We start from the raw sequence: 25,131 nt of genomic DNA, 5'->3' as shown, positions 1-25,131 counted from the left end.
ATAATAGTGGAACATTCTAACGAGGATACGTTGGCGAATGAGGCGGCGCTGCGTTTCTGCGGTTCGGCGGATTACCGTCTCGAGGTTTGCGGCGGAGGAACCAACAATACGACCAGACATCTGGCCTATGCAGGCCAGGCCTATATGCTTCGGTTATATAATACCCATGAGGAATGGGAAAAGGCAGCCTTCGAGCACCAGCTCCTGATAGCATTGAGGAGGCTTATGCCAGGGCTGCCGTTTGGGATTCCTCAGCCTGAGATGGGAGCGGCCGGAGTGGGGCTTATACGGTTGGAGAACGGTAAGCTGGCCGCCATGTTCCGGTATCTGGACGGGGCGGCGCCGGACTTTGGCCTGCCTGCACAAGCTGAGGCCTTCGGCAGGGCGGCAGGTCAATTATCCGGAGCGCTGGAGCAGGTGGAGCAGCAGGAGGCCGGGCTGGATCTGCCTGCGTACCCGCCTTATTACGCCTTGGCAGCGGCTCACCCCTCCTGCCCGCTGTATGAGGTGCTCCGGTTTTGCTGGGAGCCTTCGGATGAGTTTGCAGGCTGTATGGAAGCGCTTGATGTGCTGGGACGACAATTGGAGAAGGTAATCCCCGTATTGGACAAGCTGGCCCTTTTGCCGCACCAGCTGATTCATGGGGATTTGAATGCCTCCAATGCGCTGGTGACCCCGTCAGGAGAGATCGCTGCGCTGCTGGATTTTGAGTTTGTTACCCGGGACCTGAAGGCCATGGAGCCGTCTGTTTGTCTGTGGGGGCTGCTGCCGGAGGCCGGTGCGGATGAGCAGGCGGAAGCTCGGGCATGGGTTAGCCTGGAGGCATTCTGGCGGGGCTTTATCGAGGTGCGCCCGCTTTCGGCGGCGGAATGCCGGGTGATTCCGGAGCTGATGCAGCTGCGCAGCCTGGATGTGTTCCTGCATTTTCTCGGCCGGTACCGGGATGGAGTGGACGACGCCTCCATGCTGCTGCGGCAAATTCCCGATACCGCTGCCCGGTTGGGACAGGTGGAGAAACATGGAGAGCGGCTGCTGGTTTTGCTGGAGGGACAGTGAGTGGCGGAGTGAGCGGTAGAGAGGCGCAGATAAGAAAATAAGGGCATTCAACTGTTGGTTGAGTACAGTTCATTATTCTCAACGGACAGGTTATTACACCGCCCCGGTCGTGCAGGCTATAATGGCTGTATCTTTTGGAAGGAGGAGTCCATGTGGGTGAGACGGGCCATCTTCAGAATTTGGCGTTAAATATTTGCAGCCTCCGCAAGCAGTCTGGATTGACTCAGGAGGCTTTGGCCGAACAGTTAGGGTTGACCTTTCAGGCGGTGAGCAAGTGGGAGAATTTCCAGTCCAGTCCGGATATCCAGCTGCTGCCCCGTTTGGCGGAGATTTTTCAGGTATCGGTGGACCGCTTGTTTGGTCTGGAGAAGCCGGAACCGGCGGAGAAGGAGCGGTCGCTTCAGGCGGTGGAGTCTGCAACTGCTGCAATAGAGATAAGCCTGCAGGAGCTGCCTTGGCAGGACGACGGTAACCTCCGGGTGGTGCTGTATAAAGGGAGGACGCTGCTTCAGTCCGATGATGCGGAGGCGCCTAAGATGGTGTTCCGTTATGAAGGGGCGGCGCTGAATGTGGAAAGCCGGGTATCCGTAGAGTGCGGCAATGTGGAGGGCAATGTTCATGCGGGCCAGGATATCCGGTGCGGCGAAGTGGGCGGAGGTGCTAACGCCGGGCGGGATGTATTGTGCTTCGACGTACAGGGGGATGCTGGAGCAGGGCGCGATGTGCAGTGCTCGGATGTGGACGGCAGTGTGACCGCCGGCCAGGATGTTAGGTGCGGCAACGTAAGCGGTGATGCGGGGGCCGGGCGCAATATAACCTGCGCCGAAGTGGGCGGCAGCGTCAGCGCCATGGGCCATGTAGAATGCGCTAATGTGGGCGGCAACATCACAACTCTGGGGACTGTCTCATACACCGGGCCGGGCGGGGAAACGCCTGGCCGGAACAGGAAAACCGTAGAAGCTGCCAGAACCGGAGGAACTGGGGAAGAGGCCGAAGGAGCAGTTGAAGTGAGCGAAGGAGCAGGTGAAGTGAGCGAAGAGCAGGTGAAGTGAGCGGAAAAGTTGCGGGGGTAGTGTTGGAATAGCCGGTGAGGTGGCCGAGGGAAGCGAATGGGTTTCTCTGTCGGACAAGCAGCACCCACAGCAGATTTTCCAAGGTTTCCAGCGAGAAGACGAATAGTGTTTAAACGGCCTCAACCGTCAGGGGAATGTCTTCCTGACGGTTTTTTTTGTTGCGGGGAGCGTTTGCCCATGCCGGCTAATCCATCCCGCCGCCTCCTCCCATCCCACCTATGCCCATCCCGCCAAACCTATGCCGTCTCATTCCCCATCTCGCCTAACCTATGCCGCCGGATAAGGCGCGGTGGGTCCCTAACGGACCATGGATCCGCTATTGGAGGCAAAACCGGCGTTTTTCCTTTTGAACGGACCGCAGATCCCTTATTTGCACGAAAAGTGGGGGTTGGGAAGCCCCAAACGGAGAATAGCGTCCCCTCTGTCCGTGACACCAACCAAAACGAGCAAAACGCCCAAATAACGGATCGTCAGTCCGTTGGGCTGGAGGGTTCCAGTGGTTGTGAACCTTGTGGCGTTCCATCCATGCGGAAATCCATCCATATTTAAAAAAACGTCCATTTTGAGTGAATTCGTCCATATTGCGGTGTTTCGGCACTCCATCCACACTGGCTAAACGTCACCTCTCCGTCAACTAAACTCCTCGCAGCTGGCCGCCTAGGCTATTGCGAGTATTGCTTGCGGTACTGTAGCGGGGTGATGCCATTGCGGGCGGTGAAGCAGCGGGAGAAGTAGGAGGCGTAGACGAAGCCTACCTCCTCCGCAATGCGGGCCATGGACCAGTCGGTTTTGAGCAGCAGCAGCCTGGCCTGCTCCAGACGGTATTGCATCACATATTCCATCGGCGTGATTCCCCGAATTTCCTTCAGACAGCGCGCCAGATAGTTGTGGTGATAGTGCAGCTCCTCCTCCAGCCGCCCATTGGTGAGCGGCTCCTGGTAGCGGGCACGGATGAAGGCCTCTGTAGCCTCGGCTACAACCAGCGCCTGGGAGCCCTCCCGCTGGAAGCGGGATTCGTCCAACTGCTTCAACAGTTCCAGAAACAGTGTCTGCTCCTGCCAAAAAGCCCCGGACCGGGGAGCGGCGGAAAGCTTCAGCAGACCTTCCAACAGCTGAACGATTCCTGCAGGGGAAGGCAGGTTCCAATATTGGGGGAGATGGATTTCATAGGGCTGCCGAAGCAGGTCGGAGGAGAGGCGGGTTGTGCCGAAGTGCAGCCAGTGAAACCGGGTTTCCGTCTGGCACGGTCCTCTGGAATAATGGTAGCGCTGCGGATGCAGCAGCAGCATCTGACCGGGCTCCACCGTCCATTCTCGGTCCTCCTCCCCCATTAACAGCGCACCTTCCGTAACCACAATCAGGTCATACATGCCCAAGCTGCGGCGGTTGGGATGATGATCCCCGGGGTTATAGAGGGAAATGCCGCTCTCCAAATAAAAAGGCAGCGGAGTGGAGGGCAGGCTCAGGATTTCGGTGGGGGAAGCCATGAAGAATGTCTCCTTCGTTGTGTGAAATTGTATAAAAAACTCAGGGAATCTCGCTATAGCTGCCTGTCATTTTACCCCTTAAAATGAAGAAAGTCGAGGAAAAATCACTATATGAAGGTCATTTTAGGTCAAAGGGGAGGCTGTGCAAGAATGAAAGCAGGTATTCAAACAACGGGTAAGCCGGTTCAATTGGAACATGTGAAGATCACCGACGAGTTTTGGTCGGATTATGTAAAGCTGGTCAGGGAGGTCGTCATCCCTTACCAGTACGAGACGCTCCATGACCGGGTACCGGGAGTGGAGCCCAGCCATGCCATCCGCAACTTCCGGATTGCGGCGGGTGAGGAGCAGGGGGAGTTTTACGGCTTTGTTTTTCAGGATAGCGATGTGGCCAAATGGCTGGAGGCGGTAGGGTATTCTCTGGCGGTGCACCCTGATCCGGGGCTGGAGAAAAGGGCCGATGAGGTGATCGACCTGGTTGTCCGGGCGCAGCAGCCGGACGGGTATTTGAACACCTTCTTCACGGTGAAGGAGCCGGGCAAACGCTGGACCAATCTGACGGATTGCCATGAGCTATACTGCGCTGGGCACATGATGGAGGCGGCTGCCGCCTATTACCGGGCCACTGGCAAACGCAAGCTGCTGGACGCGATGTGCCGTTTTGCCGATCATATTGCGGAGGTATTCGGTACCGGAGAGGGACAGCTTCCCGGCTATGACGGGCACCAGGAGATCGAGCTGGCGCTGGTGAAGCTTTATCAGGCCACAGGTGTGGAGAAATACCTGAAGCTGGCTCAATATTTTATTGACCAGCGGGGAGCGGAGCCTTCTTTTTTGACGGAGGAGTGGAAAAAAAGAGGCGGTCTTGGCCATTGGTCTCCCGTTCCCTCGAAGAATCCCCCGAATTTGAGCTACCATCAGGCCCATCAGCCTGTCCGGGAGCAGGAAACGGCGGTGGGTCACGCGGTACGGGCGGTATACATGTATACGGCGATGGCGGATTTGGCGGCTTATACCGGGGATGAATCGCTTTTTGGCGCCTGCAGACGGCTGTGGGACAACATCGTCCATAAGCAGATGTACATTACCGGAGGCATCGGCTCCACCCATCATGGCGAAGCCTTCACCTTCGATTATGATCTGCCCAACGATACGGTCTACGCCGAAACCTGTGCGTCCATCGGACTGATCTTTTTTGCGTCGCGGATGCTGCGGCTGGAGGCTCGGTCGGAATATGCGGATGTGCTGGAGCGGGCGCTGTACAATACTGTGATTGCCGGAATGGCTCGGGACGGCAGGCATTTCTTCTATGTGAATCCGCTGGAGGTGTGGCCCAAGGCCAGCCGCGGCAATCCGGGCAAGCATCATGTCAAACCCGTGCGGCCGGGATGGTTCTCCTGCGCCTGTTGTCCGCCCAATGTGGCCCGGCTGCTGTCTTCCCTTGGGGAGTATTTGTTTACGGTAAAAGAAAAGACGTTGTTTGTCCATCTGTACATGGGCGGCGAGGCAGAGGTGGAGCTGGACGGTGGAATGACGGCTCAGCTGCGAATGGCCAGTTCCTTGCCATGGCAGGGCAAGGTCAGCCTCGAGGTAACACCGGTGTCGGCAGACAACTTCACCTTGGCCTTGCGGCTGCCCGCTTGGTGCAGCGCACCGCAGGTGACAGTGAACGGGGAGACGGTGGACGTGGGAGCCTGTGTGCGGGACGGCTATGCATATGTGGAACGGGTTTGGAGCCCCGGTGACCGGGTGGAACTCGATCTGCCCATGCTGCCGCAATTGGTCCGTTCCCACCCGCAGCTCCGGGCTAACGCCGGGCGGGTCGCCATCCAGCGGGGGCCGCTGGTGTATGCGGTGGAGGAGGTGGACAACGGCGGCGGTCCTTTGTCCTCGCTGGTCATCCGCAAGGATGCGCCGATGGAGGCACGGTTCGACGCGGCGCTGCTGGGCGGTGCAGTGGTCATCGAAGGACCGGCGGTGCTGGAGGAGGAATCCGGTTGGAGCGGCGGGCTGTACAGCGCTTCGGAGAAGAAGGGTGTGCCCGTGAAATTCAAGGCGATTCCCTACTACCTGTGGGGCAACCGGGGCGAGGGCGAGATGGCGGTGTGGCTGCGGGAGTAGGTAGCGAAAAATAATAACGTAAAGGAAATTAGGGTCTGTCTTCAAACTCCGAGGGGAGCAATTTTTGCCGGATTTTCGTTCCAGGCATGGAACTTTTGTGAAGGTGTACCGGGGGTACGTCAAGCGAAAGTAACAATAGCCCTGAACGAAAAGACGATAAAATATGCCCTCAAGCGAGAATGAAGGTAGGCCCTAGTTCGCATGAGTTGCCTGGATAACGTGTTTGCAAACACGGCCTAGTACACTCCATGGTTCTCTTCCGTAACAGAGCAAAACTTTAAAGTTCTTTTTTTGAATAGATGGCAATTGATATACAGATTGATATGAATGCAATAAAACAACCTGATAGAATGGGAAGAGTGAATTGCAAACCATCAGGTATGTTCTCAATGTATCTTTTTATGCTTAATAGATCAGATAATTTGGAAAATCGTGAAATGATAAATGGAATAATGACTAATGCAAAGCTGTATATAAATTTTGTCTTTTCATACCCAACCTTATATTCCAGAGGTACGACAATACCAATAAATAAACACAGAAATAAAAAAACTGGACCAATCACGAGAGCATCAAACTCTCCAAAATATTTGGGGGATATGGTGGAGAAAAGCATAAACATTAAAGTTGAGTATACGAATATGATCAAGAAAAACGAGTATTTTGCCACAACCAATAATTTTCTGGTGTAAGGAGTTGTAGAAAGTAATGCTTGAGCTTTAGGGTATTTTGACTCCATGAGCGAAGCAGAACTAGATAGTAAGAACTGTACAAATATTGCTTCTAAGCAGTAGGCCAGAAAACCAGAGCTTTTACCGATAATAGGATCCAATTGTGCATTTACAAATAAAGGAATGGCAGCAGTTAATAAAATAATTGCCAAAAGATAAGCTTTAACTAATAAAAACTCTTTCTTTACGAGATAATACAAAGAATTTACCATAGTCTAGTTTCCTTCCTTTAAGTAGGCTAGAACTATTTCTTCTAAGGTTGGGGATGAAACCCGTGGATCACCTAATTTATGAATCGCGAGCAATTCATTTTTATTACAGTCCAGAATAATACACCCTTTATTAATGAATAGGATTGCATCTGCTGTATTCTCTATATCTGATATGATGTGCGTGGAAAAAAATACGCTTTTTCCTTTTTGAGACACAAACTCCAATAGCAGCTTATGAATTTCACTGCGTACTAGCGGATCCAGTCCGCTGGAAGGTTCGTCTAGAATTAATAGATCTGCCTGATGTGATAGTGCTATGCAAAGGGCATATTTTACACGCATACCTTTTGATAGTGTAGAAATTTTTTGCTTTGGATCTAAATGAAATCTATCCAAATAGCCTTTAAAATCCATCTCAGACCAATTTGAATATGCTGGAGCTATTACGCTTTTCATCTCTTTTATAGTTAAATGATCATAAAAATACCCTTCATCAAAAACAAAGCCAATTCTGTTTTTGATTTCTTTTTCATTCTCGGCAAGTTCCTTTCCGAAAATCTTTATATCACCTGTATCCTTAGGTGTTAGCCCAAGGATTGTCTTAATCGTTGTTGTTTTTCCAGATCCATTGACTCCAATAAAGCCTGTTATTGTATTTTCAAGAAGCTTGAAGCTTAAATTATTTAAAGAAAAAGTAGGGTAACGCTTGCACAAATCTTTTACTTCCAAAATTATCTCCATTTTTATTCTCTCCTCGTCATAACCTACCATGTTACGACACTGGTCTTACTCACTACACTTTATTTTATATTAGGAGCTTCCAATCTACTATTCTTAATTCCTAAAATTAGGATACGTCTAGTGCGTTGAATTGTAAATAGGTGGATAAATTTGTAGGGAATGCAGATTAGGTGCGTAATATGAAGAGTCATACAGTGCAATACAATCAGGTTTGGGATGGTGGCAGAAGTGCCAGCAAGTCGCTCCCACCCATTAACCTGTTTTTGCCTCCCCGTGGTATACTGGATAGAAGTATGTGAATGTTCAGGATTCATTATCCAGTCAATGTAGGGGGAACGAGCAGTGGCGGCATGGTATGAGGAAAGCTTCGGGGAGGATTACCTCCTGGTATATAAACATCGGGATTTGCACGGCGCCCAGGCGGAGGTCAAACGGATGATCGATTGGCTGAAGCTGCCAGCCGGGTCTCGCATTCTGGATCTGTGCTGCGGCATGGGCCGGCATTCGGTGGCGCTGGCGGATGAGGGTTACCAGGTTACGGGCCTTGATCTGTCCAAGGTGCTGCTGGCGGAGGCGCACAAGCTGGATGATAGCGGGCGGATCACCTGGGTGGAGGGCGACATGCGGAAGCTTCCCGTGGATGGGCCTTTTGACGCTGTGGTGAATCTGTTTACCTCCTTTGGATATTTTGAGGAGGAGCAGGAGAATGCCCGGGTGCTGGGCGAAATCGGCCGGGTGCTGGCGCCCGGAGGGAAGTTCATCATCGACTTCCTGAATGCACGTTATGTTGAAAATAATCTGGTGCCCCATTCGGAGCGCCGGGATAACGGTATCCTTATCGATGAGAAGCGGGCGGTGGAGGACGGCTTCGTACGTAAGCGCATCACCTTGAGCGAGCCGGGACAGCCCGACCGGAAGTATTTGGAACAGGTGCGGCTGTTTGGTCTGGAGGATTTCAGGCGGATGGCCCTAGGAACAGGACTAACCATCGAAGCGGCATATGGCCATTATGACGGAACACCCTATGATCCGGAAACCTCCCTAAGGCTGATTATGACCGGAAGCAAGCGGGAAGAAGCATGAGCAGCGTTTACGGAATTGTCCCTCAGGATAACCCCGGCATTCTCCAGGTGAGGGTGCCGGTTCCTTATCCGCTGCAGTATGTGAATGCCTACCTGATCCAGGGGGATGGCGGTTGGACGGTTATGGACCCGGGGATTCATTCGCCGGAGGCGCTGGAGCTGTGGGAGGAGGTGTTCCGCACCACCGGAATCGGCTTCCGGCAGCTGGAGCGGATCGTCCTGACCCACCATCACCCGGACCATTACGGCTTGGCCGGGTTTTTCCAGCACAAAAGCGGCGCCCCCGTGTTCCTTTCGGAATGGGGACGCCGCCAGGCGGACGATCTATGGGGCAATGGCGATGAAGCGGCCCGCCGCCTCTGGACGCTGTTCCGGCAGCACGGCATGGATGCGGCGATGGCGGATGCCATGCTGCCGCATATGGCCGGCTTTGTGGAGCTGGTTTCGCCGCGGCCGGAGACGGCCCCCATCCGCAATAGCGACCTGCTGCAGCTGGGAGAAAGCCTCTGGGAGGCGGTGGAAACCGGCGGACATGCGGCTGGTCATATGTCCTTTTACCGCAAGGATACAGGGGAGATGTTCTGCGGCGATGCGGTGCTGCCTCGGATTTCCCCCAACATCGGGTATATGCCCGGAGTGGAGGAGGACCCGCTGGCCTCCTTCCTGGACGGACTGCGCCTGTTGGCCGAATATGCCGTTGATCGGGCTTATCCGGGACACCGGGACAGCTTTCAGGGTTTCGCCAAACGCTGCGGCGAACTGATCGTCCACCACGACAAACGCCTGAGCCAAATGGAGGAGCGCATTGGCCCCGGACCTTGTACCGCCTACGAATGCTGCACCGGCCTCTTCGGGAGCCGTCTGACGGTGCATCAGTTCCGGTTTGCCATGTCCGAAACCCTGGCCCATCTGATCCACCTTGAACGCCGGGGGCGGATCAGGCGGGAGGAGCAGGAGGGTACCGTGGTATTTTTCCGCGCAAAAATGGAGTAGCCGGAGAGCGCTGTTCCTTACAGCCTTTTTACCACTTCGTCGATGATGCCGTATTCCAATGCTTCCTCAGCAGTCATAAAATAATCCCGGTCCATATCCTTGGCTACCTTCTCGTAGGTTTGGCCGGTCCGTTCCGCGGTAATCCGGGTGGACTTGTCGCGGATATCCAAAATCCGCTTAGCCCGGATGGCAATATCGCTGGCCTGGCCCTGGGTGCCGCCGTGAGGCTGGTGGATCATGATTTCGCTGTTGGGAAGGGCATAACGTTTGCCTTTGGCCCCGGCGAGAAGCAGCAGGGCGGCGAAGGACGCAGCCATCCCCGTGCAGATGGTGCTCACCTTGGGTTTTACGAACTGCATGGTGTCATAGATGGCGAAACCCGCCGTGGTTGAGCCTCCGGGGCTGTTGATGTACATGTGGATGTCCTTTTCCGGATCCTCCGCATCCAAAAACAGAAGCTGGGCGACAATGCTGTTGGCCATCTGGTCTTCAATTTCGGAGCCGACAAAAATAATCCGGTCCTTCAAGAGGCGCGAGTAAATATCATAGGAACGTTCGCCCCGTGCGGTTTGCTCGATGACGTAGGGAATGAAGCTGCTTTGCATGGTGGTGTCCTCCTTTGTGAATGTGGGTGCATACGGGGCTATTTGTGGCCTCGTTTGACAGGTAACCGAACCAAACCTAAGGAAGGATTCGCGCCAAAAAATATTTTTTGAACGCGTATCCTTTGGCTTCCGTCATTCGTTTGCATAGCAAACAGGGGCTTTGCCCCGCCCACAGAAGGGATGTGTCTCATGGAAACGAACACTGACACTACCGCCGCCCGGGAGCTGTATGCCGTCCTGCTGCGCTACAGCAAGAGTCTTACCAGCTCGCCGTGGGATGCACAGGATCTGGCCCAGGATGTTTGGGTCAAGGCTGCGGCGTCTGCAGCCGGAGCAAGCCACCCTAACCCGGAGGCGCTGCTCTTGCGGATTGCCAAAACCACCTGGATCGACCATTGCCGCAGACAGCAGCGCTTCACCCGCCTTCTGCAGAGCGGAGCTTTTGACCCGGCTGCTAAGGAGGGAGAGCTCCCCTGGACCTTGGAGGAGATGTTCGCGGCGGTGCTGAAAGCCCTGACCGGCAAACAACAAAGCGTCTGGCTGCTGGCGGATGTGCTGGATCATTCCATCCGGGAGACGGCGGAGCTGCTGGGGATGTCGGAGGGGGCCGTCAAATCCGCTTTGCACCGGGCCCGGCAGATGATGGACACAGTGCGCCGGGAGCTGACCCTGGCTGTGCCGGAGCAGCAGGACCCGCAAACGCGCGCGCGTCTGGAGCTGCTGTCCGCCGCTTACCGCTCCGGCAATGTGGCGGCGCTATTGCAGCTGCTCCAAGAGGAGGCGCACCGCCAAACCAAGGCGCCCGCTTCCGTCAGCGGAAGCACCCGTTTGCGTCTGGACCGGCTGTCCGGACGGCACAGCCCGTTCCGTTCGTCCATACGCTGCGCCGCATAAGCCGGCGTCCAGCCGTAAGCCTCCTGAGAAGGAGGCTTTTTTGCGTTGCCGCGGATTATCCAGGGCAATGGCAGTTGTGAATGGACCGGGGCAATGGTTGATCAAGATGGTTCCGGTTTAATGTGAAAGGAGTAGGGAGTGCGAGGGAGAGAACCGAGGAGGAGTAGAGGAATTGGAAGATAAGGAACCGGGGAGTGGAGAGCGAGCGGGGGGCGTATATGAAAAATCGAGTTAAAATCGCTGAAGTAGGGGTCCCGAGGCCAATCCAATATGAAAAATCGAGCTTAATTCGCCCAACTGGAGGTCCCCAGGCCAATCGTATATGAAAAAACGAGTTTAATCGGCCCATCTGGAGATCCCGGGGCCTCTGCCAGCTCCCTGCCCCTCCCACAGAACGGTTCTTATTCCGGTTATAGGGACTTTGTTCCCTTGTTTTCCCAAGGTAATCCGTTATACTGGGAAATGCTAATTTTTGGAGGTGGAGGAATGAAAAAGATTATCATTGGTGCGGCAGTGCTGGCGGTTTGCGCAGGGGGCACAGCATACGCGTACCAGCAGTTGGTAGAGGAAAACCCGAGGAACGCCTACTTCAAGGCCGAGGCGCAGCAGTTGGATGTGACCAAGCGGCAAATGGACCAGGTCCTCAAAACGGATCTGCTTTATACGCATATGAAAACTGGCGTCCCTTTCCATCAAAAGCTGCAAGTAAGCGGCAAGGTGAAGGTGGACGGCATGGATGCGGAGACGGAGCAGCAGGTGCAGCCCATCTTGGACCTGTTGGATAAAAGCGCGCTGCGGTTCGAGCAAACCATGGACGAACCCAATAAGCAATACCAGATGAAGCTAGGCTGGGATTACAACCAGAAGGAGCTGCTTGGCGTGGAGGCTTATACCGGGCCTAAGCTTACCGCACTCAAGGTGCCCCAGCTGCTGCCGACCTATGTGACCCTGCAGAATGACAAGGCAGGCGAATTCATGAAGAAGATGAATCCCGCTTATACGGGGCCGGATACCTTGAACTTATTTGATTATTACAAAACCGCTCGCGGGCAGGAAGGCGACCTGAAGGTCTACGCCAAGGATTATTTCAAGCTTATTTATGAAAATATCAAGGACAGCCAGGTGACCTCCCAAAAAATCGAGTACACCAATCCCTACGGGGAGAAGCAAAAGCTGAAGGAATATACGCTGACCCTTACGGACAGCGATATGAAAACTATGCTGGAGCTTCTTCTGACGAAAGCGGAAAATGACGACAAGCTGCTGGACTTTATTGTACAGAATGCCAGTGCATCCACCCGTCTTCCGGCTGCCGCAGCCACCGGGGCACCTGTGCCGCTTAGTAAGGACGAACTGAAGAAAACCTTCACCAGGCTGAAGGAAAACCTCGATAAGGTGGATTTCACCGGCGGCTTCGAAATGAAGGTGGTGACCGACAAGGACGGCAACATTGTCGACCGGAAGATCAAAACCGCTTTTGCCGGCACCGAAGCCGAATCCAAGGAAGGCGCCGAGCTTTCTTATGCATCTAGCCAATGGGCTGCCAAAGAAGCAGGCAAGGGAAGCTTCCAAGTCACCGTCAAACCTACCGGCCAGGATAACGGCGGCAAGGAAAACCTGCTCACCCTGACAGACACCTATACCTATGACGGCAAAAAAGCGGACCACGAGCTGGAGTGGAAGCTGGTGTCCGACGGCGAGGAGGAATCCGCCGGTAAAGCAGGCTACCACCGGGAAGCCGTGGAGGAATCTGCCGGCAAGCTGAATGTGAAGCAAACCGTTAAGGTTGACCCCAAGCTGGAGGGAGACCAATATGCGATCAACATCAGCATGGACACCACCAAAACCGGAGCAGAGGACGGCAAAAAAACCGGAACGGACAGCAAGGTGGATATTACGGTGGATTCCAAACCCGCAGCCGGGCCTGCCGGGAAGATCAATCTCAAGCTGGCTATTGCGCAGGAAATGGAGCAATTATCCAACCCCTCCTGGCCGGAATTTACCGCTGCCAACAGCCGTGAGCTGAGCACCATGACGGATGAGGACATGATGCAGCTCCAGAATGACATTATGGGCGGCTTCTACCGGATGCTGTTTACCAATCAAGACCTGATGGAGCTGGTGGCGCCGTTTATGTAAGCCGGCGTATCCCCTCTCCTACAGAGAAAAAGACTTTCCGCACAAGCAGCCGCTTCAGCTGCCTCCGGAAAGTCTTTTTTTGTGGATTAGTCCCGTTCATAAATAGAGCCGCTGCGGTTGCCGTACAGCTCCTGGAACACCTTCTCCGCATAAGCGTCCGTCATACCGGCGATATAATCCGCGATAAAGCGGGGCCACGGCCATTTGTCCTGGTTCTTCTCATACCGGGCATTCCAGTCCGGCGGGAGAATCAGGGGCGCCCGTAACGGATCGTCGAAGGCCTCCCACAGCTTCTCCAGAATATTCTCACTGCGCTTCTGGATGCGCTGCACCCGGAAGTCCGTGATCATGGTGACCCAGGCCAGCTTCTTCAGCACCTCCATGGTCCGCAGAAGCTCCAGGTCCTCCTGGCCATCCCTGACGAAGGCGATCCGCTTCCAGCCCTTGGCCCCGTCGTCCACGATACCCACCGATCCGGCATACAGCCCTACCCACTGGGCCTTCAGCTCCCGCCTGGACCGGGAGGTTTCGTTATTGCACTCGGCAAAAATCCGGCTCCATTGCTCCCAATACTGCTCCAGCACCCGGCGTACGGTGCCCTCCACGTCCACGCCGCTCCAGTAGAACCGGCCGTTCCCTTCCTCCCGGCGGATCTCCTGAACCAGATTGGCGATGAGCCGCGGGTTGGTGAAAAAGGCCTCATGCATCTGAATTTTGCCTGCGCGGATACCGTCCTCAATGTCATGGGTGGAATAGGCGATGTCATCGCACAGGTCCATCAGCTGCGCCTCCAGGGTGAGGCAGCCCTTGGGCAGACCCCACAGGTCACGCAGCTTGGAGATCTCCGCCCATTCGGCACCGTAAACACCCTTCAGCCGGCCTTCTTCCTCCAGAGAGAAGGGATATTTGTTAATGGCCAAAAGGGTCGCGGCGGTCAAATCCAGTCCCCGGTCGCTGCCTGCCCGTTTCTCCAGAAACATCAGAATCCGGTAATTCTGGGCGTTGCCCTCATACTTCATGCCGTAGCGGTTCTCCAGGATGTCGTTGAGCACTTCCTCCCCTTTGTGGCCAAAAGGAGGGTGTCCCAGATCGTGGGCCAAGGAGGCAATTTCCACCACCGCCTTGTCCAGCACCAGACCGGGATGGGTTTCGGCGGCCAGGGTGGGGTACTTCCGGTTCAGCCGTCCGGCCAGCTCCCGGGAGATCTGGGACACCTCCAGGGAGTGGGTCAGCCGGGTCCGGTAATAATCCCCGGTGCCCGCGCCGAACACCTGGGATTTGCCTTGCAGCCGGCGGAAGGCGGGGGAGCCGATAAGACGGCTGTAGTCACGTTCATATTCATCGCGGTCATCGCTTGATTTATCTTTATCGCCCATAATGCGCAGGGTGCGTAATTCCATCATCGGGTCCTCCTTGCAGGTCCTTAAATTGCAGGTCTTTTCATTATAGTGAATAGTGTACCTGATTCGCCGGATTTTGTCTCTTTTCCATCCGCAGCGGACTTGTTGGAATCTGCTATACTAGTGGAGTTGGTAAAAAAAGCTGTAAAAATCAACTGTAAAAGCAGGCGAACAGATGAATATATTGGTTGCGGAAGATGAAACGGATATCCGGAGGCTCATCCGGCTCCATCTGGAGGAGAAGGGGCACCGTATTTTTGAGGCAAAGGATGGTTTGGAGGCGTTGGAGCTGCTGGGGCGGTTTGAGCTGAATCTGGCCGTTCTCGATGTGATGATGCCGCGGCTGGACGGCTTTAATCTGCTGCGCGAAATCCGTAAAACCAGCCATATTCCGGTGATATTCCTGACGGCGCGGAACGAGGAAATGGACAAGGTGCTGGGTTTGGGTCTCGGGGCGGACGATTATCTCGTGAAGCCCTTCAGCCAGGCGGAGCTGGTGGCCCGGGTGGAGGCTCAGCTGCGTCGCAGGCATGTGTATGATTCTACGGAGGAAACACCGGTGCCGGAGGAAATTCTGGAGTACCGCAGCCTCAGGCTGGACCTGAGGGAATGCAAGCTGTATATCGCAGACACCCACATCCCCTTGCTGGCCAAGGAATACAAAATGCTGGCGTTCCTGATGCGGCATCCCAACCGGATTTTTACCAAAAGGCAGCTGTACGAGCAGGTCTGGGAGGATGAATACTGCTATGACGACAATACCCTGATGGTCACGGTGAGCCGCCTGCGCAACAAGATTGAGCCCAATGCCAAAAGCCCGGAATATATTGTCCTGCAGCGGGGCCTGGGTTATATGTTCCGCCGGGAGGAGTAGCGGGATGAAGAAACAGCGGATTTCCTATCAGCTGCTCAAAAATTACATGCTGGTTCTGTTTATTTTTCCCCTGCTCAGCGTGCTGGTGATGATTGGCCTGACCAGGCTGGATTCCCGCAACGAAATGTATAGCAGCAATCTCGCCGAGCAGCTGATGCAGGATGATTACACCGCGATCTCCGCCGGCCCCATTGTGGAGAAGGGCGGCGGTGTCCAGGTGCTGGACAGCCAATTTAATCTGCTCCGGTCTGAAGGGCTGAATCCCTTGGGAACCAGTCAGCTCCAGCCGGATGAATTTGTCAACCAGATGATGGAAAGTGTAACCAGCCGTCATGTGATTCATTTTGCCTATAATGAGAAGGAGCAGTTTTGGCTGATCGTCTCCATGAAGAATAAGGTGGCGTTCTTCAGCAACATCCGGATTATTCTCAACGTTCAGGGTGTGCTTCTGTTTACCCTGATTTCCTTGGGAATGACACTGGCGGTCACCTTCATTTTTTCCAAAATTACGGCTATCCGCTTTATCCGGCCTCTGCGCGTGCTTTCCCAAGGGGTGAAGCGGGTGCGGGACGGGGATTACAGCGCCCGGGTGCCTGTGGGCAATAACCAGGAATTCAGCGAGCTGGAGCTGAGCTTTAACCACATGGCCGAGCAAATGGAGAAGCAGATGGACATGATTGAACAAAGCGAACGGAACCGGAAGAGCCTGGTGCTGGATATCTCCCACGATCTGAAGAACCCGCTGACCAGCATGTCCGGATATGCCGAGCTGCTGCTTAAACAACAGGTCCCCGCCGGACCCGAGCAGGACGGCTACTTGAAGATTATCTATGAAAACAGCCTGCGGGCCAATGAGCTGATTATGGACCTGTTCGAGCTGTCCCGGATGGACAGCCCTGCGTTCCAGTTGGAGCGGACAAGGGATGATTACGCCGAGTTTATCCGCACGGAGATGATCCGGATGCTGCCGGAGCTGGAGGCGGCGGGGCTGGTGCCGGAATTCGATATTGCCGAGGAGGAAATTCCGTTTCCTTTTGACAAAAAAGCTATGCGCCGGGTATTGTCCAATCTTCTGTACAATTCCATCGCATATCACCGGGAGGGGTCCTTGCTCCGGGTGCGGCTGGAGAAGGGAAAGGGTGTGATCCGGCTGGCGGTGGTCAACGACAGTGCCATCGTCTCGGCGGGAGGCGGTGACCTTATGCTGGAGCCCTTCGTCCGGGATGTGGAGGCCGGTTCCCTGAATCCCGACGGCTCCGGCCTGGGACTGGCCATCGTCAAGAAAATAATCTCCGCCCACGGTGGCACTGTACGCTTGAACACAGACCATCATACCTTCGGAATTATCATCGAGCTTCCGCAAATGTAAGGCTGGTGTAAGGTTGGGCTAAGGGGGAGGTAAGGCGCGCTCTGCTAAGATGGGGTCAAACCGGTCTTTTGGCGGAAAGGGGAGCGTTGCCGTGATCAGGCTAACGAATGTACACAAATCATATAAGGACGGAGAAAAGGAGCATTCCATTCTCAATGGGGTGGATCTGACCATCCGGGAGAAGGAATGGATGACCATAATGGGTCCTTCCGGATGCGGCAAGTCTACCCTGTTGAACATCGCCGCATTGCTGGCGGAGCCCACTTCAGGCAGTGTCTATGTGGATGGCAGGCAGGTGGATTTCCGCAAGGAAAAGGAGCTGTCGGCTCTGCGCCGGGACAAGATCGGACTGATCTTCCAGAATCCCAATCTGATCGGCTGCCTGAACCCGCTGGAAAATCTGCTTCTGGCCATGGACGCCCGGCATAAAGGCAGATCCGGCCGCAAGGCTGCCATGGAGCTGCTGGAAAAGGTGGGGATGGCAGACAAGGCCAACAGCAATGTCAAGTCGTTGTCCGGCGGGGAGGCCCAACGTGTAGCCATTGTCCGGGCTCTGGTGAACCATCCCCAGGTGCTTTTGTGCGATGAGCCGACGGGAGCTTTGGATCGGGAAAACAGCCGTTTGGTGCTGGGGCTGCTGCTGCTCACCCGGAGAGAAACCGGCTGCGGGCTGGTGATCGTGACTCATGACAGAGAGATCGGCGACATGGGTGAACGCAGGATTGTGCTGAACGGGGGTGAGGTCCTTGGAGTGGATCAAGCTCTTCAGACTGTATAATCTGAGAATGCTCCGGAGCCAGAGGCTGCTGTACGGCTTCGTCATGCTGTCGGTGGTGATTGCGGTCAGCATTGCCTTGGCGATTCCGCAGATTATGGCCCGGACCGAGCTTGCCTTAAACGGGCAGGCGGCGGAGCTCAACGGGGCGGGGTTAAAGGTGGAGGCGGAGTATGAATCCCGCGCCTTCCGGGAGGCGGTAGAGAAGCTCCGGGGGGAAGGGATAACCGTCAAAACCGCAGGAGTATACTCCGTCCCTTTCCAGAACGGCGCTATCCAGGCTTACGGCGATATTGTGGCCGGGGATTACGATCTGTCGGAGGACGGAATCCTCCTGTATAAAGCTTTGGCGGATGAGCTGCATGTGAAGGAAGGCGGCTCAGTGACAGTGGGCGGACGCGTTTACCGGGTAGTGGGGGTAGAGCAGGCGGCGTACGGTGTGGACGGGCAATCGGAAATGCTGGGCTACGGCAAAACGGCCGGCTTTCACAATATGGGCCGGACTCCATTTGTCACTCTCTTTCTGCTTGACGGCGGGGACAGCGGGAAGCTCAAGGAGCAGCTGGCGCAAATCGAACCCGGCTTCAAATATTCCACGGTGGACGACCGTTTGGCGGAAATCCAGGCCAAGCTGAATACCAATACGGCTGCCCTGACCATTCTCCATACTCTTAGCTATATCATGACGCTGCTGTCGGTTCTGAGCAGTATCTTCATGATTATAATGCAACGGCAGCGGGATACGGCTGTCATCCGGATGCTGGGTACACCGGTGAAGGCCCTGCGGACCGCCTTGCGGGCGGAGCTTGGTTTACTGCTGGTGCCTGCTGTGCTTCTTGGGGCTCTCCTCAGTATCCCCATCGCCAGGCATCTGCTGAAGTTTAACGGAGTGCCGGATAGCTCAGGCGGCTTTGGGGCGCTGCGCATGGTGGGTTCGGGTGCACTATTATTTATATTTATTTATGTAGTGTTCATCTTTATTGCCACCATGGCGATGGACGCCATTCATCCGTTGACTGTGGTCCGCGGGGATGCTGTTTCCTGGAAAAAATCCCGGCGCAAAATCACCTGGCTGTCCGTAGGCTTTGGACTGGTTACACTGATTGTCTATGCCGTTTATGTGGGCCGGTCCTCGGCGCTTCTCAGCAGTATGCTGATTCTTCTGTTCACCGGGCTTTTCTTCGGCATTGCCCTACTGGGTATCCGGGTCATATCCGCATGGCCGTACCGGAGCCGCTTGATGCTTTACAGCTCACGGAGCCTGCGTGCCAACCGGCATTCCTTTGCCGTAACGGTATTCAGTCTGGGCTTGACCATCCTGTTTCTCTTGATCGGGTTTACACTGGACCAAACCATCCGGGACAGCTTCAATCAAGGGACAGAGGCGAAACTTTCCTATAATTACTTGGCTGCCACCGGTGATCCGGCCGGGTTGGAGCAGGCGCTGAAGGAGACGCCGGACGTGGCCGGTTATACCAAGCTGTATGTGCGCTCCGGATTCGTGACAGACCGGGAGGGTGTCCGCCGCCCCGTTCAGGTAAGCGGGCTGAAGCCGGAGGAGTATCAGGTCCGCTACAAGCTGCTGGAGGGGGAGGATGTGTTTGAAGGTCCGGCCGACGGGGTGCTGATTTCCTCCAGCTTCCGGGATAAGCTGGGCATCGGCGTGGGCAGCCTCCTGAGGACGGAAATTGGCGGGGAGCCGGTGGAGCTTCCAATTAAGGGAGTATACGAAGCGGGGGGCATCAACCAGTGGGATATTCTGAAGCCGGCGGTGGCCCAGGAGGGGAGCGAGCGGGTTTCGTTCCTGATTAAAGCGGACTCCAGCCGGTTCAAGGAGGGGGTGAGCAGCATCATCACCCTGCATGTGGGCCTTCAGGGGGAATATCTGGCGAAGATGATCAGTGACTTTCTGGCCGTGTTCAAATGGCTCTGCGCCGTCTGCATTTTTTCCTCCATCCTGTTTAATCTGAATCTCGTCTGTATGGGAATTCTCCAGGATTACCGGGAAGGTCTGGTCATTCGCGCCATGGGGCTGGGAAGCGGCTTCCTTCTCCGGCATACGGCTGTAAAGGCGGTTATTTCCCTTCTCTTCAGCCTGCTGCTTTCCTTGGGCTTATACGTTGGGCTGGTGAAGCTAGGTTTATCTCTCCTGATGCATATCGGCATCAGCCTGTCGGCCGGTACGGTGCTGCTCCCGGTGGGCAGCGCGGTTTTGCTAACTGCTCTTATCTTCCTGCTTCCTGCACGGCTTTGGCCGCAACAGCAGGACTTCCGGGAGCTTGGCGGGATGGTTTGAGCAAAGGATGATGGGGCATAAAGATGTAACTGAAGCAGTCTCCGGTAGCGGAGGCTGTTTTTTCTTGGAGGTCCCTTATTGCTTTCTGCCTGTCCAATTTGTATACTGGATAGTAACCGATTACTGTAAAAATGAGGAGAATGTATGAACAAGCCGGTCACCATCCATGATATAGCAAGAATGGCCAATGTTTCATCGGCGACAGTCTCCCGGGTGCTGAGCAACAGCAGCTACCCCGTGAGCAAGGAGCTGAAAGAGAAGATCCAGCGGATCGCCAAGGAGTCCAACTACATTCCCAACCTGCTGGGCAAACAGCTGAAGATGAATTCCAGCATGACCATTGCCGTTATTATTCCATCCATTATCAATCCCTTCTACTCCTCTGTTCTGTTCGGGGTGGAGGAGGTGGCGCGCCAGCACAATTTTACGGTAATCACGTGCAACTCGCTGCAGGACCCGGCTCTGGAGGACGAATATATCCGCACCCTGGTGGAAAAGCAGGTGAAGGGACTGATTATCTCCTCCATATCCAAGGACAAGCGGCTTTTGAAAAGCCTGCTGGACCGCGGGCTGCATGTCATCGCCATCGACCAGAAGATCGAAGGGGAGGGTATCTCCCAAATCGAGTTCGATTATCATAAAGGCGGGGCTATGGCCACCCGGCACCTTCAAGCCAAGGGCCACCGGCAGATCGGTTATGTCACCTCCAAAATAGACCGCCCCAGCCGCCGGAGCATCTGCCAGGGTTACCTGGAGGCCATGCAGTCGGCAGGTCTGGAGCCCATGGTGGAGGAATCTCCCGCGGATGAGGTTTACAACGCCGTGTATGAATTTGATTCCGGCAAAAGACTGGCCGGTAAGCTGATGGACCGTCCCAATCCGCCTACGGCGATTTTTGCCTGCAATGATATGATGGCCTTCGGGGTGATTAATGAGCTCTCCCGGCGGGAGCTGCAGGTGCCCCAGGATATTTCCGTGGTGGGCTTCGACGGCATTGATGTGGGCCAGATGATTCACCCCCCTCTGACGTCCATCAAACAGCCGGACTACGAAATGGGTAAGATGGCCTGCAAAATGCTGATGGATATGATGGACGATGCCGGGCCGATGTTTGATATTGTGCTGCAGCCCAAGCTGTTGGAGCGCAAATCGGTCCGCGATATTACCGGGGACTGAGGCTATTTTTTCAGCTGTAAAGGGGATGTTGACGCATCCTCTTTTTGGCATGCCTGACGGGGCAGCAATAAACTTGCTCTGAAAAAGCGCTATTCAAAACGGTGATCCCATGTTATAATCGCAATAGAAATCGATTACTGCATAATTTATGATGCAGCAAAGTCCAGCTTTGCAGGGAGCAAAAACGGAATAACGAAACAGGGGACGCGTTAAAGAGCGCAAACAGGTGAAATTCAAAGGAGGGTGAAGAATATGAAAGGCGGTTATCTCCGCCGGAGAACCAGGGGAAGGGCCGGTTATTTTCTGTTTAAATTGTAAGCGCTTCTTTTATTGGCAGAAATGATGACGTTTATGGAAATCGATTACAGGAAATGGACTGGATATCATGCGGAAAAGCGAACGGTAACGGGGAAAACAAATGTTATGTAAGGTATTTTGACGCAGAAGCAAGAATATATTAGATTTTTCTGGCGGTATTTATAATCATGTGATATACTCTCACATAGAAATCGATTACTAGAATCAATATCTATTGAGGAGGTATGTGAAAATGAAAAAAGGTACAAGTGCAGGCATTCTGCTGCTGGCGGGGGCAATGACTCTTGCCGCATGTTCGTCCTCTTCCTCCGGCGGCGATTCCTCCCCCGGACCGGGCAGCTCCGCCGGAGCATCCGGCGCCCCCAAAAAGCAGGTGACGCTGAAGCTGGGTCTGCCGGGCAGCTACGAGGTGACCAGCAAGGAGATTATCGACGGCTTTATCGCCGAGCATCCCCACATCAAGGTGGAGATTCAGGAAGCGCCTTGGGGCGACTTCACCTCCAAAATTGCCACCCAGATTGCCGGGAATACCATGCCGGATATATGGTTTCAGGAAAACGCCACTATCCTGAGCTACGGGAAACGCGGAGTGGCCGAGGATCTGGCACCCTACATCGCCAAGGATCTGAAGGCCGATGAGTACATCGACGGGCTTTTTTCGGCCAAAACACCTGAGGGCAAGGTCTGGGGTGTGCCCCATGGCATTAACCCGGTGGCTCTGGCCTACAATAAAACCGCCTTCCAAAAAGCCGGAGTACCGCTTCCCACCGATGACTGGACCTTCAATGATCTTATCGAAACCTCCAAAAAGCTGACGGTTAAGGATGCCTCCAGCAAACCCTCGCAATTCGGCTTTATCGGCTCCTATTCCATCACCAACGGCTGGTTTCCCTGGATCAAGCAGGCTGGGGGCTCTGCTCTTGATGATACCAAAACCAAGTCCCGGTTTGATGACCCCAAGACCATAACCGGCCTCACCCAGCTGTATGACGGGCTCAAGAATGGCTATTTTGCTGATGTCGATTTTGTAAAAGCCAGCGGGGGCGAGCTGGAGGCCTTCTCCAGCGGCAAGGCGGCGATGTACTTTATGCAGTACAGCCTCCAGGTCAATATGAACAAAAGCTTCCCCGATACGGATTGGGATACGGTGAAGATCCCCAAAGGCGCCGACGGCAAACGCTACGTGCCCATGGTGGCCAATTCCTGGCTGATCTCCTCCCGGGCCTCCCAGGATGCCAAGGGGGCGGCGTGGGAATTCCTCAAGTATTATCTGGGCGACAAGGCGCAGGCGGTTGTGGCCCAAAGCGGCTCCACTCTGCCCGTGAAGAAATCGGCCAATGCGCTGCTCAATGACAGTAAAACCAAACCCCTGAACAAAAAGGCCTTTACAGACGGGATTGCCGAGGGTGGAGTGACTCTGGATGAAAACGCCACATGGAGCGAATGGAGAATCCTCGTCCAGCAGGTGGTCAACGAAATCGTCAAGGGCAATGTGAAGGTGGAGGACGGCGCCAAGGATATCCACAAGAAGGTGCAGGACGTGCTGGACGGCAAGAAGTAGAGCGGGAAGAATCAGGCCCCCGGATGCGGAAGCAGCATGGTAAGACGGACTTCCGGGGGTAACAGAAAGGCTGGTTTTGCTATGCACAAACAAGGAATCTGGGGGTACGTGTTTACCCTTCCTTTTGTTCTCAATGTGGTGGTATTCCTGTTGTTTCCCGTCATATTCTCGACGTATATTTCCTTTACTGAGTGGGACCTGTTTAATCCTCCCCGCTGGATTGGGCTGGACAATTGGGTCCGTACGCTGCAAAAGCATGAGTTCTGGGTATCGATGCGAAATGTGTTTGTATTTGCCCTGATATTTGTTCCTCTGCAGACGGTGCTTGCTTTTCTGGTGGCCTTTATGCTGAACCAGTCCATCCGGGCCAAGTCCCTGTTCCGCCTGGTGTACTTTCTGCCTGTGGTGACCCCCTGGATTGCCGGCGGGGTAGTGTGGGTGTGGATGTTCAACAACCAATATGGCGTGCTGAACTGGTTTCTGGGGACCATGGGCATCGGTCCTGGCAAATGGATCGACAGCCCCAACTGGCTGGTGGTTATTGCCAGCATCGCCGTGGTGAATGTGTGGAAGGGAGCCGGACAATCCATGATCATTCTTCTGGCGGGCATGCAGAATGTGCCCAAGGAGGTGCTGGAATCGGCACAGATTGACGGCGCATCGGGCTGGAAGCAGCTGACCAGCATTGTGTTTCCCATCGTAACGCCTATGGTCTATCTGGTGATGATCCTGTCCACTATCTCGGCTTTTCATGCCTTTGATGTATTCCTGGGGCTGTTTGGCTCGATCACTACGGGTATTCCGGAGCAAAATATGGTGCCCAACCTGCTGATCTACCGGGATGCGTTCCTGCTGTTTAAGATGGGACCCGCCTCGGCTACGGCCTGGCTGCTGTTCCTGGTGATTTTGGCCTTTACCTTGTTCCAGAAGACCTTTGAGAAGAGGTGGGTGCACTATGACTAAAACAACGCCGCTTTTCATCCGGATACCCATTTATCTTTTGCTCATCGCCGGTGCGGTATTTATGGTGTTCCCGTTTATCTGGATGCTCTCCACCTCCCTCAAGACGGTAGGGGCAATCTCGCAGATGCCGCCGCAGCTGATTCCGAACCCGCTGAATTGGGAGAATTATGCCACCATCTGGAGCAAGGTGGATTTCGGGCGATATACCTGGAACAGCTTTTTGCTGGTGGCCCTGGAGATGGTGGGAGCGCTCCTGTCCTGCTCTATGGTGGCCTTCGGCCTGGCCATGTTCAAGTTTAAGCTGCGGGGTCCCATCCATCTGGTGATGCTGGCGACGCTGATGATTCCCTCCCAGGTGACGATGATTCCGACCTATTTCATCTGGAAGGAGTTTCATGCCCTGAATTCCTATTATCCGCTGGTTATTCCCAGCTATCTGGGCAGCGCCTTCGGGATTTTCCTGATGCTGCAATATCTGCGTTCACTGCCCAAGGAGCTGTATGAATCGGCTACCATAGACGGTTGTTCGCCGCCGGGGATATTCTTCCGGATCTACCTGCCGCTGTGCCGGCCGGCCTTGGCTGCGCTGGGTGTGTTCACCTTCATGGGGGCCTGGAACAACACGCTGGGGCCGCTGATCTATCTGCAGGACAAGGAGCTGTACACCCTGCCTCTGGGGCTCCTGTACCTCAAGTCGGAGAATGTGAACCAGGCGCTGCTTATGGCAGGAGCGGTAGTCACTACGCTGCCGGTGGTGATTGTGTATCTGTTTGCTCAGAAGCAATTTGTGCAGGGCATCGCCTCAACGGGGCTGAAGGGGTAGGGGCTTAGGGGACCCGGGGGAGCGGTGAAGACAGCAGATGAGGGAAGCAGGCAAGGACAGCAGTGTGAAAATGGAGCGGAAACGTCGGCGGGTGGTTTGCAGATGCTATGTTCTCGGCGGAGTTTTTGGGCCAGCGGGCATCGGCGGATTCTAACGGCGGCTAGAGCCCTTATTTCCGCGAAAACAGTCCCTCCCAAAATCTAACGGCGGCCACAGCCGCTATTCGCATCATTTTGGCCGCTGCCAGCCCTTTTTTAGCCTAATAGCGTCTCCTGCTTCCGTTAGATTTTGAAATGCCCTGTTTTGGGGCAAATAGCGGCGCTCACCGCCGTTAGAATGATAACCGCCCCGTATTACGAAGTCAGCTTTCCTTGGGAAAGCTCAGCGAATGCTTACGAAACAAGCTTTTCTTACGAAAAGCTCAGTAGATGCTTACGAAGTC

General features: G+C 54.7%; 20 protein-coding genes. 15 read left to right on the top strand and 5 right to left on the bottom strand.

Translation table 11 applies throughout. The annotated features are described in order from the left end of the window. Positions 1-6 precede the first annotated feature (6 nt). Together ACI1P1_RS06055 and ACI1P1_RS06050 are read left to right on the top strand one after the other, a co-directional pair. A complete protein-coding gene (locus ACI1P1_RS06055; protein ID WP_416215476.1) occupies positions 7-1,056 on the top strand; it encodes a phosphotransferase in 1,050 nt (349 codons plus the stop codon). A 152-nt stretch (positions 1,057-1,208) separates the two neighbouring features. Continuing rightward, positions 1,209-2,108, top strand: a complete 900-nt coding sequence (locus ACI1P1_RS06050) for a helix-turn-helix domain-containing protein (protein ID WP_416215475.1) — start codon at positions 1,209-1,211, stop codon at positions 2,106-2,108. A gap of 683 nt (positions 2,109-2,791) precedes the next feature. Here ACI1P1_RS06050 and ACI1P1_RS06045 read toward each other — a convergent pair. After that, positions 2,792-3,616 (bottom strand): helix-turn-helix transcriptional regulator, encoded by an 825-nt coding sequence (locus ACI1P1_RS06045; protein WP_416215474.1) that lies wholly within the window; start codon positions 3,614-3,616, stop codon positions 2,792-2,794. 150 nt (positions 3,617-3,766) lie between these two features. Between ACI1P1_RS06045 and ACI1P1_RS06040 the strand changes: the two genes are divergently transcribed. Then, positions 3,767-5,737 carry a glycoside hydrolase family 127 protein gene (locus ACI1P1_RS06040; RefSeq protein WP_416215473.1) on the top strand — a complete coding sequence of 657 codons (1,971 nt, stop codon included), beginning with the start codon at positions 3,767-3,769 and terminating at the stop codon, positions 5,735-5,737. A 277-nt stretch (positions 5,738-6,014) separates the two neighbouring features. Here ACI1P1_RS06040 and ACI1P1_RS06035 read toward each other — a convergent pair whose 3' ends face one another. Both ACI1P1_RS06035 and ACI1P1_RS06030 read right to left on the bottom strand, forming a co-directional pair. Continuing rightward, positions 6,015-6,680 (bottom strand): ABC-2 transporter permease, encoded by a 666-nt coding sequence (locus ACI1P1_RS06035; RefSeq protein WP_416215472.1) that lies wholly within the window; start codon positions 6,678-6,680, stop codon positions 6,015-6,017. A gap of 3 nt (positions 6,681-6,683) precedes the next feature. After that, on the bottom strand, positions 6,684-7,421 hold the full coding sequence (locus tag ACI1P1_RS06030) for an ABC transporter ATP-binding protein (RefSeq protein ID WP_416215471.1): 738 nt from the start codon (positions 7,419-7,421) through the stop codon (positions 6,684-6,686). Between the two features lie 342 nt (positions 7,422-7,763). Between ACI1P1_RS06030 and ACI1P1_RS06025 the strand changes: the two genes are divergently transcribed. Both ACI1P1_RS06025 and ACI1P1_RS06020 read left to right on the top strand, forming a co-directional pair. Continuing rightward, a complete protein-coding gene (locus ACI1P1_RS06025) occupies positions 7,764-8,504 on the top strand; it encodes a class I SAM-dependent methyltransferase (protein ID WP_416215470.1) in 741 nt (246 codons plus the stop codon). Beyond that, the gene (locus ACI1P1_RS06020; protein WP_416215469.1) at positions 8,501-9,496 is read left to right on the top strand and encodes an MBL fold metallo-hydrolase; all 996 of its coding nucleotides are present in this window, start codon (positions 8,501-8,503) and stop codon (positions 9,494-9,496) included. Before ACI1P1_RS06025 ends, ACI1P1_RS06020 begins: the two co-directional genes overlap by 4 nt. Before the next feature lie 17 nt (positions 9,497-9,513). On the opposite strand, the gene clpP is transcribed toward ACI1P1_RS06020, so the two are convergent. Next, complete coding sequence (gene clpP, locus ACI1P1_RS06015) at positions 9,514-10,101, bottom strand: ATP-dependent Clp endopeptidase proteolytic subunit ClpP (RefSeq protein ID WP_416215468.1); 588 nt, start codon at positions 10,099-10,101, stop codon at positions 9,514-9,516. Between the two features lie 189 nt (positions 10,102-10,290). Between clpP and ACI1P1_RS06010 the strand changes: the two genes are divergently transcribed. Both ACI1P1_RS06010 and ACI1P1_RS06005 read left to right on the top strand, forming a co-directional pair. Continuing rightward, positions 10,291-10,995, top strand: a complete 705-nt coding sequence (locus ACI1P1_RS06010; protein ID WP_416215467.1) for an RNA polymerase sigma factor — start codon at positions 10,291-10,293, stop codon at positions 10,993-10,995. A 486-nt stretch (positions 10,996-11,481) separates the two neighbouring features. Next, positions 11,482-13,134 carry a hypothetical protein gene (locus ACI1P1_RS06005; RefSeq protein WP_416215466.1) on the top strand — a complete coding sequence of 551 codons (1,653 nt, stop codon included), beginning with the start codon at positions 11,482-11,484 and terminating at the stop codon, positions 13,132-13,134. A gap of 86 nt (positions 13,135-13,220) precedes the next feature. Here the strand turns inward: ACI1P1_RS06005 and ACI1P1_RS06000 are convergent, their stop codons facing one another. Further along, positions 13,221-14,534: a deoxyguanosinetriphosphate triphosphohydrolase family protein gene (locus tag ACI1P1_RS06000; protein WP_416215594.1), complete on the bottom strand. Its 1,314-nt coding sequence runs from the start codon at positions 14,532-14,534 to the stop codon at positions 13,221-13,223. 175 nt (positions 14,535-14,709) lie between these two features. Here ACI1P1_RS06000 and ACI1P1_RS05995 point away from each other — a divergent pair, with 175 nt between their 5' ends. From ACI1P1_RS05995 to ACI1P1_RS05960, 8 genes are all read left to right on the top strand, one after another. Next, positions 14,710-15,408, top strand: a complete 699-nt coding sequence (locus ACI1P1_RS05995; RefSeq protein ID WP_416215465.1) for a response regulator transcription factor — start codon at positions 14,710-14,712, stop codon at positions 15,406-15,408. A 4-nt stretch (positions 15,409-15,412) separates the two neighbouring features. Then, on the top strand, positions 15,413-16,777 hold the full coding sequence (locus tag ACI1P1_RS05990) for a HAMP domain-containing sensor histidine kinase (RefSeq protein WP_416215464.1): 1,365 nt from the start codon (positions 15,413-15,415) through the stop codon (positions 16,775-16,777). 91 nt (positions 16,778-16,868) lie between these two features. Then, positions 16,869-17,555, top strand: a complete 687-nt coding sequence (locus ACI1P1_RS05985) for an ABC transporter ATP-binding protein (RefSeq protein ID WP_416215463.1) — start codon at positions 16,869-16,871, stop codon at positions 17,553-17,555. Next, on the top strand, positions 17,524-19,848 hold the full coding sequence (locus ACI1P1_RS05980) for an ABC transporter permease family protein (RefSeq protein ID WP_416215462.1): 2,325 nt from the start codon (positions 17,524-17,526) through the stop codon (positions 19,846-19,848). The genes ACI1P1_RS05985 and ACI1P1_RS05980 overlap by 32 nt, the downstream gene beginning before the upstream one ends. 144 nt (positions 19,849-19,992) lie before the next feature. After that, positions 19,993-21,024: a LacI family DNA-binding transcriptional regulator gene (locus tag ACI1P1_RS05975; protein WP_416215461.1), complete on the top strand. Its 1,032-nt coding sequence runs from the start codon at positions 19,993-19,995 to the stop codon at positions 21,022-21,024. 550 nt (positions 21,025-21,574) lie between these two features. After that, a complete protein-coding gene (locus ACI1P1_RS05970; RefSeq protein WP_416215460.1) occupies positions 21,575-22,903 on the top strand; it encodes an ABC transporter substrate-binding protein in 1,329 nt (442 codons plus the stop codon). An 81-nt stretch (positions 22,904-22,984) separates the two neighbouring features. Further along, a complete protein-coding gene (locus tag ACI1P1_RS05965) occupies positions 22,985-23,866 on the top strand; it encodes a carbohydrate ABC transporter permease (RefSeq protein ID WP_416215459.1) in 882 nt (293 codons plus the stop codon). Next, positions 23,859-24,689 carry a carbohydrate ABC transporter permease gene (locus ACI1P1_RS05960; protein ID WP_416215458.1) on the top strand — a complete coding sequence of 277 codons (831 nt, stop codon included), beginning with the start codon at positions 23,859-23,861 and terminating at the stop codon, positions 24,687-24,689. Before ACI1P1_RS05965 ends, ACI1P1_RS05960 begins: the two co-directional genes overlap by 8 nt. Positions 24,690-25,131 lie beyond the last annotated feature (442 nt).

Source organism: Paenibacillus mesotrionivorans, from assembly GCF_046098205.1.
GTDB lineage: Bacteria > Bacillota > Bacilli > Paenibacillales > NBRC-103111 > Paenibacillus_AR > Paenibacillus_AR mesotrionivorans.
Note: the sequence above shows the minus strand (reverse complement) of the source record. Positions and strands in the feature narration are given on the sequence as shown.

Bases quoted from the DNA above. Each gene is read 5' to 3' on its own strand.
- ACI1P1_RS06030 (WP_416215471.1), bottom strand. From the start codon at position 7,421: ATGGAGATAATTTTGGAAGTAAAAGATTTGTGCAAGCGTTACCCTACT.
- ACI1P1_RS06005 (WP_416215466.1), top strand. From the start codon at position 11,482: ATGAAAAAGATTATCATTGGTGCGGCAGTGCTGGCGGTTTGCGCAGGG.
- clpP (WP_416215468.1), bottom strand. From the start codon at position 10,101: ATGCAAAGCAGCTTCATTCCCTACGTCATCGAGCAAACCGCACGGGGC.
- ACI1P1_RS06035 (WP_416215472.1), bottom strand. From the start codon at position 6,680: ATGGTAAATTCTTTGTATTATCTCGTAAAGAAAGAGTTTTTATTAGTT.
- ACI1P1_RS06040 (WP_416215473.1), top strand. From the start codon at position 3,767: ATGAAAGCAGGTATTCAAACAACGGGTAAGCCGGTTCAATTGGAACAT.
- ACI1P1_RS05990 (WP_416215464.1), top strand. From the start codon at position 15,413: ATGAAGAAACAGCGGATTTCCTATCAGCTGCTCAAAAATTACATGCTG.
- ACI1P1_RS05975 (WP_416215461.1), top strand. From the start codon at position 19,993: ATGAACAAGCCGGTCACCATCCATGATATAGCAAGAATGGCCAATGTT.
- ACI1P1_RS05960 (WP_416215458.1), top strand. From the start codon at position 23,859: ATGACTAAAACAACGCCGCTTTTCATCCGGATACCCATTTATCTTTTG.
- ACI1P1_RS06000 (WP_416215594.1), bottom strand. From the start codon at position 14,534: ATGGAATTACGCACCCTGCGCATTATGGGCGATAAAGATAAATCAAGC.
- ACI1P1_RS06010 (WP_416215467.1), top strand. From the start codon at position 10,291: ATGGAAACGAACACTGACACTACCGCCGCCCGGGAGCTGTATGCCGTC.
- ACI1P1_RS06020 (WP_416215469.1), top strand. From the start codon at position 8,501: ATGAGCAGCGTTTACGGAATTGTCCCTCAGGATAACCCCGGCATTCTC.
- ACI1P1_RS05965 (WP_416215459.1), top strand. From the start codon at position 22,985: ATGCACAAACAAGGAATCTGGGGGTACGTGTTTACCCTTCCTTTTGTT.
- ACI1P1_RS05970 (WP_416215460.1), top strand. From the start codon at position 21,575: ATGAAAAAAGGTACAAGTGCAGGCATTCTGCTGCTGGCGGGGGCAATG.
- ACI1P1_RS06045 (WP_416215474.1), bottom strand. From the start codon at position 3,616: ATGGCTTCCCCCACCGAAATCCTGAGCCTGCCCTCCACTCCGCTGCCT.
- ACI1P1_RS05995 (WP_416215465.1), top strand. From the start codon at position 14,710: ATGAATATATTGGTTGCGGAAGATGAAACGGATATCCGGAGGCTCATC.